This window comes from Hymenobacter cavernae (assembly GCF_014641455.1).
GTDB classification, from domain to species: Bacteria; Bacteroidota; Bacteroidia; order Cytophagales; family Hymenobacteraceae; genus Hymenobacter; species Hymenobacter cavernae.
Genome location: NZ_BMHT01000001.1, coordinates 812023 through 826503, shown reverse-complemented (window position 1 = coordinate 826503; position 14481 = coordinate 812023). Strand labels below are relative to the sequence as shown.

Here is a 14481-nt window from a genome sequence, read left to right as displayed (position 1 = left end):
GCGATAGAGCTAGGTGGCAAAAGAAAGAGGGGACTACGCGTCCCCTCTTTCTTTTCAATTGCTGGCGCAAATATACTACAAAATCTGGGGAAGCGCAAGGGGCACGCCGGGGTAAGCTAGGACTGTACTTCCAGCCAGGCTTTATCTTAGTACCATCGGCCATGTACAGCAAATAGTAGTAGAAATTGGCTGGCTGCTTGCCCACATTCCAGTTATTCTGATAAGCCGCAGATTAATATACTTGGTTCCCAGGCCGTGAGAAAATATGCAATCGGAATTGCTTCACTTCTACGGTTGGGTAAGCTAGCCTCACTTGTTATTAAAAGCAGACTACTCCTTAATAAAGAACTCACCGCTTAGTTGCGCTTGACCTCCAGCCAGCCTTTCGCCGAGCGGCCTTCCGTGTCGCGTAGATGATAGTAGTATACACCATCGGCGAGGCCGTTGCCGTGCCAGTCGTTGCGGTAGTTTTTAGTCTCAAAAATTTGGCTGCCCCAGCGCGAGAAGATGCGAAGCGTAGCCGGAGCGCAGCTAAAGCGCGGGATAAATAACTCATTTTTGCCGTCGCCATTGGGCGTGATGATGTTTGGAATAAACGTTTCGCCGACTTCCACCGGCGCAAAGCGCGTTTCTACCTGGCAGTTGGAGTAGCGGGCCGTTAGTTTTACTAGGTATGTGCCCGGTTTGCTATAGAGGTGCAATGGAGCTTCCTCGGTGGAGGTAGTCTGGTCGCCGAAGTCCCACTGATAGGTGCCGCCGGGCAGTAGGGGCGTAAACTGGCAGTTGAAGGGCGCCAGGCCCGTGTACTGCGGTGCGGCTTCGCAGACGGGTATATCCAGCGGAACATTGTTGCCTGAAGTTGGCGCAATGACCACCCGGCGCGTGGCTTCCACTTCGCAGCCATTCTGGGCAATGGTATAGCGCAGGTTGAAAATGCCGCCGCGGTTGTTGGTGTTGGGCGGCGTAAATAATCCGTCGGCCGTGACGCCGGGGCCGCTCCAGGTACCACCGGTGGGGCTGGCTTGCCGCAGGCGGAAAGCCCGGGCTTCGTCAGCGCAGAGCGTGGTGTCAGGACCAGCGCGCACGACGGGCGGCGCGCTTACTGTGATGTTCTGGGTGATGCTGCCACAGGCCACGGAATCGGGTAGGGCGTAGCGGATGAGGTGGGTGCCCGCGCCGGCCTGCGCCGGGTTGAACGTATTACCGCTCATGCCGGGGCCGCTGAACGTGCCACCGGGTGGGCTGGCCGTAAGTGCTACCGCTTTGGAATCTAGGCACACGCTAGGTACGCTGGCAAACGTCAGTGTCGCGACGGGTGTCACGGTCATGCGCACGGTTTTGGTGCTGTAGCAAACGCCCGCTGTGGCTACCACATACGTAAGCGTATTGCGACCTAGCACGGCGGTAGTTGGCGTGAATTGGTAGCCGCCGCCCGGCGCTGCCGACACGCCCGGCCCGCTCCAGACGCCACCTTCCGGGGTACCACCTAGCTTAATCGGGGCTGCGCCCACGCACACGTAGCGGCTGGGGCCGGGGTCAGCGAGAAGTGCGCCGAAGTCAATCTTGAAGGACGCGTTGTTGCAGTTTCTAGAGTTGTTGTTCGGTGTATAGGTATTAGCGCCGTCCGGCACCGGAAAGCCGGAGACCCCACCGCAACCGCTGCACACCGCCTGATATACCACGCCGCGCTTGTCGAAGCGCGACGTGCCGCCATCAACGTGTTCCTCGACGCCATACTGACCATAGAAAGTAGCATATTCCAACGACTGCAGACCGGGCGTAAACTCTGCCAGATAGAAGTCGGAGCCATCCGTTGTGGGCTGAATAGCGTTCGGCGTGACAGGTAAACCTGCGGTGCTGGTCCCGTTGAGGTCAGCACCCCAGCCGCTGATGTAGACCCGCTCGCAGTTGTCAACTAGAAAAGCCGTTAAAGATAAATCGAAACTGGTACGGCCGCTGCCAAACGTGGTTGAGTATAGGCTCCGTGCAAAAGTGTTATCCAGCTTCTGGATAAACTGGCGGCCATTGTCGACGTGATACAGTTGCCGGTCGGATATAGGGTACGGACCACTTGACTGGCCGAGTAGATACACGTCGTTGGCGGCATCAAGCTGGATGAAATACGCTTGATCGTACGCTCTGGTACCTAGGTAGGTGCTCTTCTGCAACACAGTACCCGCGCTGCTCAGGCAGGTTACGAAGCCATCGATGCCTCCTAGGGGCCTGGGTTGGTAGCTGCCGCTGGTGGTTGGAAAGTTAGAGCTGGTAGTGCCGCCGCACACGTACACGTTGCGGTTAGGATCGAGTTGAATTGAGTAAGCGCCATCGTAGCCGGAGCCACCTAGGAAAGTGCTCCAAACCAGTTCTTTTAGATCAGACGAAAGCTTGCAAGCCACCGCATCAGAGCCGCCGGACTGGTAGCTCATACGGTAGCCGTTGCGAACCGGAAAGTTGCTGCTGCTGGTAGTAGAAGCCAAGTAAACGTTGCCATCGTCGTCGGTGATAACATCACCCCGGAACTCATCGCCGTAATTAGCTGCCAGCGGCGAATTGATGTGCAGGCCATCGGTGCTGGTACCGCCCAGAAAAGTAGAGCCTGTGAGTGCCGAGCCATTGGCGCTGAGCTTGGCCACGAACAAGTCTACGCCATTAGGGTATCTAAGCGTAACATCGGGTTGACCAGGTAAGGGTGCTGGAGTAGGAAAAGGCTCTACTGCCGGGCCGCCATTAAATGAACGATCATAAGCGCCGCTGGTCGTCGGGAAATTGCCGGAGCCGGTCGAGCCGAAAATCACCAGCTCACCCTGCTTGTTTACCACCAAGCTGTGTGGCGCCTCCCCTTGATTACCACCTAGGTAGGTAGCATACAGCCGGGCCGCCGGGCCACTAACCGCCGTATTGTACTTGATGATGCTGATGTCTTCGTTGCCGCCGAAGCTAGTATCGTAGGCGCCGGTAGTGGTGGGGTAGCCCACGCCAAACACAATGCCGCCCGAGTACATATTGCCCTGCTCGTCGTAAGTGGCCGTGAAGCCCCAGTTATCGGCGTAGGAGCCGGTGGTGGTGGAGAAGACAACGGTCGGGTCGATGACGAGCGGGTACTTTCGGTTGTAGCTGCCTAGCTTGAAGCTTACGGTGTTGTCTTTCAACACAAAGGCGCACGCCACCGCCACGCGCTTTTCTCCGATCTGCTGCCAGGCTTGTGGCGCCTGTTCCTGCACCGTGCCCACCGAGGTCTGAATCAGCAGCTTGCCGCCTTGCAGCTTAAGCTGCAAGGCGCCCTGGTAGCGCAGGCGAATAGTGGCCGGCTGCGCGCCAGCGGCTACCGTAAAGTCGTATTCGAGCTGCTGGTGCTGATTTTCGTAGAGCTGCACGCCGATGCCAGGGTACACTTCAGCGTAGCGCACCGTGCGAAACCCGCGCACGTTGGAAGCCCAAGCGCTGGGGTCCTGACCTAGGTAGTAGTTGCGATGCCCGGCCGTGGCTTCGCTGCCGCTGAGGCTAGGGTTCGGATTAGCACCCTCAAACGTAACCGAATAGGCATGCGCCCGCAACAGGCCCGTGCTTGGCTTGGATTGGGCCTGGTGCCTGTGCGTACGGTCGGGCAGGGCCTTGGCGTCGACGAAGGCGTAGGTGAAGCCGGTAGTATTAAGGAATAAGCGGCCGGCCGGCAACTCGGCCATGTAGCGGGCGCGGGCGTCCCACTGGCCCTTGTTCTCCACAAATTCCAGGGTGCGGCTATCTGGCGCCGAACTCAGCGGACTGGCCGCCGACAACTGCGTTGCCGCAAGAAGGAATAAGAAGAGGAACCCACGAAAAGTAGAAAGAAGCATAGGCGGAACCAGACAGAAATCAGCAGTTTATGATGCAAGATACAACGAAAAGGCAGCCAGCCGGCGTATATCAACTGCTTGAGCTAGGTCGCTTTCCGGCCCGAACGCCTACCTTTGTCCGAGGCTCTTTTTCAGACTTTTGGCGGTGCGTCGTTCGTTTGCGTTTACCTGTACTGTGCTCGTGGTGCTGTGGCTGCTGGTGGCTATTGCCTGCGTGCAGATTCCGCCGCATACCTTCTGGCCCGCTGCTTTCGGTGCCCTCACATTGCCCGTCGCGCTCGGGTTGAACCTAGGTTTAGTTTTCTACTGGCTGCTGCGCAACTGGCGCCTGGCGCTGCTGCCGCTGCTGGTGACGGTGCTTACGTGGCCGCATTTTCAGCGGGGGCTGGCCCTGCATCCGTGGCGCACCGTGGAAGCTACCGGCACACCCGACCGCCAGGTGCGCGTGCTGAGTGCCAACGTGCGCATCTTCAACGTGTACCCGCAGCTGCGCGACCCCGACCTAGGTTCTTCGCGCAAGCTGGTGCAGTGGCTAGCCGAAAGCCCAGCCGATATCATCTGCCTGCAAGAGTTCTACAACGAACCCCGCAGCACGCACACCCGCGACGGGAAAGTATTCCGCACCGTTGAGCAGATCGGGCGCAAGGCTGGGCGGCACGCTTTCCTGTCGAAAAGCCTGACGAATAGCGCTGGCGCCGAGTTTGGCATTGCCATCTTCTCGCGCTACCCGATTCTGCGCCGCGGCACCATTTCCTTCGGCAAGCTCACGCAGAACCACGCCATGTTTGCCGACCTGCGCCTGCCTGGCGGCGACACGATTCGGGTGTATAACTTCCACCTGCAAAGCATGAGCATGCAAGAGAAAGACATCGTGCAGAGCTACTCCAGCAAGGCTGGCTTCAAGCATAAAAGCCGCGGTTTGCTGCGGCGCTTCAAGGTAGGTATGATGGCGCGCAGCGTGCAGGTCGATACGCTGGTGCGCCGCTTCGAGCGGTGCCGCTACCCCATGCTACTCTGCGCCGACCTCAACGATTTGCCCTACAGCTACAGCTACGACCAGCTGGCCGACTACTTCCAAAATGCCTGGGCCACGGTGGGCAACGGTATTGGGAGCACCTATAATGGCCGGCTGCCTTTCATGCGCATCGACAACCAGTTTGCCAGCCCGCACTGGACAGTGGAAGACTTTAAAGTGCACTACGAAATTCCGTACTCCGACCACTTTCCCACCACCGCTACTTACGACTTGCGAGCTAGGGATGAAGCTGAGTAGCACGTCATTCTTAGAATAGAATGCTAAAAGAGCATCATGCTTCATCTAGCGTCCGCTTGTCGAAGCATGACGTTCAAGAAGCTAGCTTTGAGAACAACATTTAATACTCTCCCAAAAAATCTTGTACTGCTAATTGAACTTTATATACTCGCCAACTTAGCTTTTGTGCCACACAAACTAGATAGTAAACTTTGTTGCTCGTAAGTGGCAGAAACTTGTTCCGATAAAGAGCAAGTCACTGCTATTTTCTAAAGAAAAGTGCTTGGTACAAAACTTTCTGGCTGCTTGAACAGATGAATGTACTCATCTCGATTTTGCGCCGAAAGGCCCATCAAATCTTTCTACTTTTGCCGAATGCAGCACGCGCTTTCGCTTTATAATACCCTGACGCGCCGGAAGGAGGCGTTTGAACCGCTTCATCCGCCGTTTGTGGGAGTTTACCTTTGCGGCCCGACGGTCTACAATGATGCCCACTTGGGCAATGCCCGCGGGCCGGTTGTGTTCGATGTGCTGGTGCGCTACCTGCGCCACCTAGGGTACACGGTGCGCTACGTGCGCAACATCACCGACGTAGGCCACCTAGAAGGCGACGCCGATGAAGGCGAAGACAAAATCTCGAAGCGCGCCCGCGCCGCTCAATTGGAGCCCATGCAAGTGGCCGAGTACTACGCCAACCGCTACCATAATCACATGGAAGCGCTGGGCTGCTTGCCCCCCGATATCGAGCCCCGCGCCAGCGGCCACATCACCGAGCAGATCGGCATGATCGAGGAAATTCTGGCCAATGGTTTCGCCTACGAAGTCAATGGCTCGGTGTACTTCGATGTGCCGCGCTATAATGAGCAGCACAACTACGGCAAGCTCTCCAACCGCGTGACCGAAGAGCTGCTCGCCGGCACCCGCGACAACCTGGCCGGCCAGGACGAGAAACGCTCGCCGCTGGATTTCGCGCTTTGGAAAAAAGCCTCGGAGGCACACCTGATGCGGTGGCCTTCGCCGTGGAGCGAGGGCTTCCCCGGCTGGCACCTGGAGTGCTCGGCTATGAGCCGCAAATACCTAGGTCAGACCTTCGACATTCACGGCGGCGGCCTCGACCTGATGTTCCCACACCATGAGTGCGAAATTGCGCAGAGCCAAGCCAGCCACAGCCATTCCGACGAGGCCCGCGTGTGGATGCACAACAACATGATTACGGTGAACGGCCAGAAGATGAGCAAGTCGCTCGGCAACTTCATCACGTTCAATGACCTGTTTAAAGGCGGCGCGTCGGCTCTCTCGCAGCCGTACTCGCCCATGACGGTGCGCTTCTTCCTGCTGCAAGCGCAGTACCGCAGCCCCATCGACGTGAGCGACGAAGCCCTGCAAGCCGCTCGCAAAGGCTACCGCAAGCTCATGAACGGCCTGCGCCTACTCGACAAGCTGCAACTACCGGAAGGAACCGAGCGCGCTGTTGACACCGAAAAAGCCGACGCCGAGCTGCGCAAGCTCGTCGCCGATTGCTTCGCCGGCCTGAACGACGACCTGAACACGGCCCGCGCCATAGCTGGCTTGTTTAACCTGCTGCGCAAATTCAACGGCTTCGGCGCCAACCTGGCTACCCTGGCCAATGTAAGTGCCGCCGCTTTGCAGGAAGCTACGCAAGCGTATCGCACGCTGGTCACCGACGTTCTAGGTTTAGTCGACGAGCCGCGGGCCAACGCCGAAGACCTGCTCAGCCTCACGCTCACGTTCTATCAGGAAGCCAAAGCCACCAAAGCCTACGACAAAGTCGACCAGATTCGGGCGGCGCTGAAGGAGCAAGGCATCGTGGTGAAGGACACCAAAGCGGGTGTTGATTGGGCTTATAGCGAGGAGTAGGCAAATTGTAGCGCGAAGCTCCAGCTTCGCGCATCGTTGAACAACTCGTTTGCGTTACTCAACGATAATCGTTCAACGATGCGCGAAGCTGGAGCTTCGCGCTACTTTGCACACCATGAAATCGAAATACTCCTGGCTGGCCCCCGCGCTGGCTCTTGTGCTGCTGGCCGCCAGCTGTAACCGGGACAAGCAGGCAACCACCGAAACGGCCGAAACTGAGGAAGCCAAAGTGCCCGCCGCCCCGAGCTTCAACGCCGATTCAGCCTACGCCTACACCACCAAGCAAGTCGCTTTCGGGCCGCGCGTGCCGAACTCCAAAGCCCACGTAGCCACCGGCGACTGGCTCGTGCAGAAGTTCAAGAACCTAGGTCTGACGGTGAAAGAGCAACCCTTCGAGGCCATGGCGTTTGATGGCAAGATGTTACGCTCGCGCAACATCATCGCCCAGTTTCAGCCCCAGGCAACTCGCCGCGTCGCCGTCTTCACGCACTGGGACACGCGCCCCTTCGCCGATAAAGATGATCAGCACAAGAACGCGCCGCTCGATGGCGCCAGTGATGGGGCCAGCGGCGTCGGTATTGCCCTGGAAATGGCCCGCGTGCTAGCCTCTCAGCCCGACAGCCTCAGGCCAAATGTCGGTATCGATTTCATTCTCTTCGACTCTGAAGACTACGGCTACGACGGCAGCACCCAAAGCGACCTGAAAAACCAGCTGCAAGCCCAGGAAGAGCAAGGTAAATCGAGCTGGTGCCTAGGTTCGCAATATTGGGCCCAGCACCTGCTGCCCGCTAATTACAAGCCCGACTATGGCATCTTGCTGGATATGGTTGGGGCTAAAAACGCCAAGTTCAGCCGCGAGCAGCTTTCGGTAGAAAAAGCCCGCGACATTGTGGATAAAGTGTGGAATACGGCCGCCCAGATCGGCTACTCCGACTACTTCCTCTTCCAAGATAGCCCCGGCATCACCGACGACCACGTTTTCACGAACCAAGCCGGCGTCCGCACCATCGACATCATCGACCACCTGCCCGTCGGCGACGAATATTTCCCGGCGTATCACCACACCACGCAGGACAACATGAGCATCATCGACAAGCGCACGCTCAAAGCGGTGGGCCAGACGGTATTGCAAACGATTTATGCTGGCTAGCAAATCAGCAAGCCAGTAGCCAGATTAGAAAAAGGTGGTGCCAGGCATCACCTTTTTTCATGCAGGTTGTTTTTCAGCAATACCCAAATAAGTCGGATATTCGTTACCTGATTTCTACCGAGCTTTCCCACATGACTCCCGACGAACGCCTCGACCAACTAGAGCCGCTGCTAGCCGAAACAATGGCTATTCTGGACCAGCACACCGCCCTGCACCGCCAGACCCAAGCCCAGATCAAGCAAGTGATTGGGTTGGTTGGACAGCAAAGCAGTAACATCAGCTTCTTGCTGACAGGTCAAGCTGCACTGCAAACAACAGTAGCTGACATGCAAACAGGAATGATTGCAATGCGGCAAGACATCGTACAGCTTAAACAAGGCCAAGTTGAGCTTTGGACCGAAGTAGCCGGCATCAAGACCGAAGTATCCGGCATCAAGACGGATGTAGCCGGCATCAAGACGGATGTAGCCGGCATCAAGACCGAAGTAGCCGGCATCAAGACCGAAGTAGCTGGCATCAAGACGGATGTAGCTGATCTTAAAACTGACGTAGCCGGCATCAAGACCGAGCTAAGTGGAGTAGGGGGCAAGATAGACCTGATTCTGCAAGTGCTGCAGAACTCAAACAAGTAGAGCACAATCTACAAACCTAGGTAGCCCCGGCGAGTGTAGCTCTAGTTCTAAGTGTTACACTCGCCGGGGCTACCTAGGTTTTAGGGCACACTCAAACGTACGCCACCCGCACGCCCTCTGCATCTACCACCATCTGAGCCATACGGCCGCAAACTAGCGCCATGTTCTGCGGCTCGTGCCCGACGGGGAAGCCGTACGCTACCGGGAAACTGTACTTGCTGGCGTAGGTCTGGATGATTTCGTAAGGCGTCTGGCCGAAGGAGATGGTGTTGTCGTGTGGGTCGGTGAAGTGACCTACGAGCAAGCCAGCTAGGTTCTGGAGCTTACCAGTGCGGTCGAGGTGCACCATCATCCGGTCGATGTTGTAGAGGTACTCGTCAATATCTTCCAGAAACAGAATGCGACCCGGGGTGGAGCAGTCCGAACGGGTGCCGCTGAGATTTTGGAGCAGACTCAGATTGCCGCCAACCAATTCGCCCGTGGCGGTACCTAGGTTGTTGAACGGGTGCGCGGGCGCGTCGTAGCTCACCGGCTCGCCAAACAGCACGCGGCGCAGGCTTTCCAACGATTCTTCGCCACCTTCTTGGTCGAAGAGCAGCGGCATCACGCCATGAATGCTTTCGTGACCTAGGGCCAACAAATGAGAGTTGAGCACCGTCACGTCGCTGAAGCCGGCAATCCACTTGGGGTTGTCGGCGAAACGGGAGAAGTCCAGCTGGTCGATGATGCGGGAGGTGCCGTAGCCGCCGCGGGCGCACAGAATCGCCCGAATGTCGGGCGCGTCGAGCATGCGCTGGAAGTCGGAGCGGCGCAGTTCATCGGGGCCGGCGAATTGATGATACTCCGCCGTTACCGTATCACCTAGAACGACTTCAAGCCCCCAACTGGTGAGAATAGTTACTGCCGCCACGACTTCGGCGTGGGAAACTTTGCGAGCGGGACAAACAATAGCAACCCGGTCGCCGGGCCGTAGGGGAGGAGGAGTGGTAGGCATAAAGAGAGTGAATTGCGCGGCGACAAACCTACGGACAATCGGAGCTAGCTGCTAGAGCATGCTGCCTTCAACACGATTTATTGCAGAAGATTGCCTGAATGTTACCACAACCTAGTAAGCTAGCCTTGCGTCAACCTAGGTATTAGCTAAGCCCCTGTTAATCATGCGCAATGCCTTTATTTTCCTGTTGCTGGCATTGCTGGCAAGTCGTTCGGCTTTTGCCCAAATCGATACTACCGGCGGCCGTTACTACAAGCCCATATTTCCTGATGTAAGGGTGACCCGAGATGTCGTGTATGGTTCAGCGAATACGTTAATCGGCCTTCCACAGCAACTAGTAATGGACATTTACGAGCCGGCCGGCGATACGGCAGTGCGCCGTCCGCTGCTCATTATGGCCCACGAAGGCGCTTTTGTGCAGGGCACCAAAAGCGACCAGCCCATGACGGAAATCTGCACCCGCTTTGCCCGGCTAGGCTACGTCACGGCTAGCATTGATTATCGACTGCTGAGCCTGATTCAATTACTCCTGCCCGGCGACACCATCAATTTTGCGAAAGGGGCGCTGCTTGCCACTCAGGATATGCGAGCAGCCGTGCGCTTCTTCCGCAAAGACGCCGCTACCAACCGGCAGTATCGTATTCACTCCGGCTATATCTTCGCGGGCGGCTCTTCGGCCGGCGCGTTTGTGGCGCTGCAAACCGGCTACCTCGACAAGCTGAGTGAAGTACCTAGCTTCTACGATGCCGCAGCGCTCGGCGGCTTAGAAGGGAGCAACAACCTAGGTTACTCGAGCGCCGTGCGTGGCGTGGTGAATTTGTGCGGTGCGCTGGGTCGGCGCGAGTGGCTGGAGGCCGGCAGCGTGCCGCTGGTAAGCCTGCACGGCACCAACGACAACAGGGTGCCCTACAACTCCGGCAAGCCCGGCTTCGGCCTGCCACCCCAGCAGCTCTACGGCAGCGGCATTATCAAAGTGCGCGCGGATGCTGTGGGCGTTCCTAACACGCTGTACACGTTCAAAGGTGCCAACCACGTTCCGTACAATGGAGTCTCGGAGCCAAGCGTGGCCTACATGGATACCACGTTCCGCGTTGTGCGCGACTTTCTCCGTCCGCTTCTTCGGCAGCCGGGCACAATCATTACGGCTACTAAAGCCGCAAAACCTTCCCTCGCCGTACAAGTGTACCCAACGCCAGCCATCGATGCCGTGCGGCTGCTGGCACCTGGCAATGTCGCATTTCAACCGCGCGAGATAGAGCTGCTTGACGCTACCAGCCGCATCGTGCGCCGGTTTCGCTGGTCGCAGCCGGAGTTTGTATTGCCTCGGGGTTCGCTGAAAGCAGGCTTATATGTGCTGCGTGGTGAAGGAATTGTGCCGCAACGCATTGTATTTGAATAGTTCTAAAATAGAGCTAGCGCCGCCCCGGCAACTTTATTCAAGTCACCAGAGCGGCGCTAGCTTTATTATTCTCTGCTGATCAATCATCAAAAGACGCTACAGCAAGTCAAGAATGCACTAGCTTACGAGAGTAGAATCGTTCCAGGAAGTTGGTAATCTGCACGGTTTCAATCAAGAAGCCATCGTGGCCGAATTGCGACTCCATCTCCACGTACTGCGCGCCGTGAATATAACGCGCCAATAATTGCTGCTCAATCGGCGGAAACAGCACATCCGACGTAATGCCAACGACCAGCGTACGCGCCTGAACCTGGCCGAGCGCCGTAGCTAGGTCACCACGCCCACGCCCTACGTTGTGCGAGTCCATGGCTTTGGAAAGCGCCACGTAAGTATAGGCATTGAAGCGCGCCACCAGCTTGTCGCCCTGATATTGCTGGTAAGAGCTAGCTCGAAAGTGGTCTAGTTTTTCATCGGTAAGCTCCGCCTGCGTCGTGCCGTAGGCCTCGTAGCTGCGGTAGCTCAGTAGTGCCATTGCCCGAGCCGCTTTCAAACCTTGCTGACCGCCTTCCGGCGTAGCTGAATAGTAGGTATGGTCAGCCTGAATAGCAAGCCGTTGCGATTCGTTAAAAGCAATGCCCCAGGGAGAATGCCGGGCGTTGGTAGCTAATAAGATGAGGTTTTCGAAAAGCGTCGGTTGCTGAATCGCCCATTCTACTGCCTGCTGTCCGCCGAGCGAACCGCCAATAAGCGTGTGAATCTTGGTGAGACCTAGGTGCCGCCGCAACTGATCGTGCGCGGCTACCATGTCTCGGATGGTAATGAGCGGAAACTCGTGGTAAAGTGGTTCGCCATTATCCGTAACAGGCGTGAGCGGCCCCATAGAGCCGTAGCACGAACCAAGCACGTTGGCGCAGATGATGAAATAATCGGCAGGGTCAAAGAAAAACGAAGGACCAAACAGGCCCAGCCACCAACCTAGCACGTCGGCATTGGCGGTCAGGGCATGGCAAACCCAGACCACATTGTCCTGGGCCGCGTTGAGCGTGCCGTAGGTGTGGTAAGCAACCTGCACAGCTGGTAGCGTGGCCCCGCTTTCAAGCTGTAGAGGAGTAGGAAGATTAAAAAGCTGGCTTTCGGTCATTCAGCACAAAAACAAAAAAGCTTCTCAATAGCCCAGGTTGAACCGATGCGTTGGCAGATTGTTAACCCACCCCTGAATTTACGTTCGCCAACGCCGGCTCAACCTGAAGACTACTGAAGGATAGCTAGGTTCGGTCCCTCTCAAAAAACCAACTTTACCACCCGCAAACGACAGCCAAGGAATAGCGGGAGCGTACGACTCATACGCTTCCGCTTATGTCTCCTCTTTAGACTTCCAGCGGCTGCGCGTGTTCTACTTCCGGCTTTAGCAGGGCGCTTTCAGCCTCGTCGGGTGTAGCGGCATTAGCTACGGCGTCGAAAGCGGCCGACAAATCAGCCTTGATATCTTCGAAGTGCTCGATGCCAACCGACAGGCGGAGGAGCGTGGGCGTTACGCCGGCGGCGTGCTGCTCTTCCTCCGATAGCTGCTGGTGCGTAGTGGCCGAAGGCTGAATGATCAGCGTCTTGGCATCACCTACGTTGGCCAAGTGGCTCACCAGCTTCAGGTTATCGATGAACTTCGTGGCGGTGACTTTGCTGCCTTTGATGCTGAAAGTCAATACCCCGCCCGCACCTTTGGTCAGGTACTTCTGAGCTAGGTTGTAATAAGGACTGCTCTTCAGGCCAGGGTAGTTTACGCTTTCTACCTGTGGGTGCTGCTCCAGCCACGTAGCTACTTTCAGGGCATTTTCCACCGTGCGCTCCACGCGCAACGACAAGGTTTCGAGACCGATCAGTAGTTGGAACGAGTTGAAGGGGCTGATTGCCGGACCAAAGTCGCGCAGACCTTCTACCCGAGCACGGATGATGAAGGCAATGTTGCCGAACGGGCCACCTTTGCCGAATACGTCGTTGAACACGAGGCCGTGGTAGCCTTCGCTCGGCTCGGTGAACTGCGGGAACTTGCCGTTGCCGAAGTCATACTTACCGCCGTCCACAATCACGCCGCCGATGCTGGTGCCGTGGCCGCCGATCCACTTGGTAGCCGATTCTACCACGATGTGCGCGCCGTGCTCCAAGGGGCGGAACAGGAAACCACCCGCGCCGAAGGTGTTATCAACAACCAGCGGCAGGTCGTACTTCTCGGCAATAGCCGCAATCTTTTCGAAATCCGGCACGCTAAAGCTAGGGTTGCCGATGGTTTCCAGGTAGATAGCCTTGGTATTGTTGTCAATCAGGGCTTCGAAGCTCTCAGGGTTGTCGCCGTCAGCGAAGCGAGCTTCAATGCCTAGGCGCTTGAACGCTACTTTGAATTGGTTGTAGGTGCCACCGTAGAGGAAAGACGTGCTAACGAAGTTGTCGCCGGCTTGCAGAATGTTGTTCAGAGCAATGAACTGCGCTGCCTGCCCCGAGCTTACCGCCAACGCGGCTACACCACCTTCCAGCGCGGCTACCCGCTGCTCAAACACGTCCGTCGTGGGGTTCATCAGACGGGTGTAGATGTTGCCGAACTCCTTCAGAGCAAATAGGTTAGCTCCATGCTCAGCGTTCTTAAACACATACGAAGTTGTCTGGTGAATCGGGACGGCGCGGGAGCCGGTAACGGGGTCAGGCTGCTGACCAGCGTGGAGTTGGAGAGTCTCGAAGTGGAAGTTTTGCGTTGACATGAGTGAGAGAAGTATAAGAAAGAGGAGTTTTTGAAGCCAATTGGAAAAGTGCAACTGAGAGTGCACAAAGATCCCGCTGAGGGCTGCTCCGGGGCCGGATTAGGCGTTACGGAGCAGAGAAACCTAGGTAGCAGCGCATAGAAAAGCGCTTAGTGCCAGTAGGTTAAAAGAAAAGCGGGAAGGAAAGCTAGGAAGAGCCTAGCAACAACACGCGCCACAAGTGCGCATTCGCATTCGCATGACTGCGGGGCTGGCTAGCAAAGTGCAGGAGCAGCTATTGGCCGAAGCCAGAACGCGAGAATCCGTCAGCGTGCCGGCAGCGGAAGCAGAAAGGTAATCGAGGGTAAGCTGGGGGTTTTTCATGGTACTCAACTTATATTTCCCACTTTCAATTTTTGAGTGGGCAGGAATTGGCACCTTTCGATGATCGATGGTTGCCAGCGGGTCTCGGAGCCTAATCTCTCGCCGCTTCTGTATAAATTCTTAAAAAAACTGCTCCGTCTCTAACGGAGGAGTACCGGGTTGGTGAGGGCAAATGTACAGCTGGAATTTAGAATTGCAAATGCACCAGAAAAAAAGTTGAAAATTTTTGGTGC

9 protein-coding genes and 1 riboswitch are annotated in these 14481 nt (G+C 56.7%); of the genes, 5 read left to right on the top strand and 4 right to left on the bottom strand.

What is annotated here, in order from left to right:
- Positions 1-356: 356 nt before the first annotated feature.
- On the bottom strand, positions 357-3833 hold the full coding sequence (locus tag IEX74_RS03515) for a DUF7948 domain-containing protein (RefSeq protein WP_188810960.1): 3477 nt from the start codon (positions 3831-3833) through the stop codon (positions 357-359).
- A gap of 145 nt (positions 3834-3978) precedes the next feature.
- On the opposite strand from IEX74_RS03515, the gene IEX74_RS03510 reads away from it, so the two are divergent.
- From IEX74_RS03510 to IEX74_RS03495, 4 genes are all read left to right on the top strand, one after another.
- Positions 3979-5106: an endonuclease/exonuclease/phosphatase family protein gene (locus tag IEX74_RS03510; RefSeq protein ID WP_188810959.1), complete on the top strand. Its 1128-nt coding sequence runs from the start codon at positions 3979-3981 to the stop codon at positions 5104-5106.
- A gap of 354 nt (positions 5107-5460) precedes the next feature.
- Positions 5461-6963, top strand: a complete 1503-nt coding sequence (cysS, locus tag IEX74_RS03505; RefSeq protein ID WP_188810957.1) for a cysteine--tRNA ligase — start codon at positions 5461-5463, stop codon at positions 6961-6963.
- A 115-nt stretch (positions 6964-7078) separates the two neighbouring features.
- Positions 7079-8113: a M28 family peptidase gene (locus IEX74_RS03500; protein WP_188810955.1), complete on the top strand. Its 1035-nt coding sequence runs from the start codon at positions 7079-7081 to the stop codon at positions 8111-8113.
- Positions 8114-8172: 59 nt separating this feature from the next.
- Complete coding sequence (locus IEX74_RS03495; protein WP_188810953.1) at positions 8173-8745, top strand: hypothetical protein; 573 nt, start codon at positions 8173-8175, stop codon at positions 8743-8745.
- Between the two features lie 91 nt (positions 8746-8836).
- Here IEX74_RS03495 and IEX74_RS03490 read toward each other — a convergent pair whose 3' ends face one another.
- Positions 8837-9739 carry a S66 peptidase family protein gene (locus tag IEX74_RS03490; protein WP_188810951.1) on the bottom strand — a complete coding sequence of 301 codons (903 nt, stop codon included), beginning with the start codon at positions 9737-9739 and terminating at the stop codon, positions 8837-8839.
- Positions 9740-9902: 163 nt separating this feature from the next.
- On the opposite strand from IEX74_RS03490, the gene IEX74_RS03485 reads away from it, so the two are divergent.
- Positions 9903-11138 carry an alpha/beta hydrolase gene (locus IEX74_RS03485; protein ID WP_188810944.1) on the top strand — a complete coding sequence of 412 codons (1236 nt, stop codon included), beginning with the start codon at positions 9903-9905 and terminating at the stop codon, positions 11136-11138.
- A 106-nt stretch (positions 11139-11244) separates the two neighbouring features.
- Here IEX74_RS03485 and IEX74_RS03480 read toward each other — a convergent pair whose 3' ends face one another.
- Positions 11245-12279 carry a homoserine O-acetyltransferase family protein gene (locus IEX74_RS03480; protein WP_188810942.1) on the bottom strand — a complete coding sequence of 345 codons (1035 nt, stop codon included), beginning with the start codon at positions 12277-12279 and terminating at the stop codon, positions 11245-11247.
- Positions 12280-12505: 226 nt separating this feature from the next.
- Positions 12506-13885, bottom strand: coding sequence for an O-acetylhomoserine aminocarboxypropyltransferase/cysteine synthase family protein (locus IEX74_RS03475; RefSeq protein WP_188810940.1), 1380 nt, complete (start codon positions 13883-13885; stop codon positions 12506-12508).
- A gap of 370 nt (positions 13886-14255) precedes the next feature.
- A riboswitch (SAM riboswitch) is annotated at positions 14256-14367 on the bottom strand.
- Positions 14368-14481 lie beyond the last annotated feature (114 nt).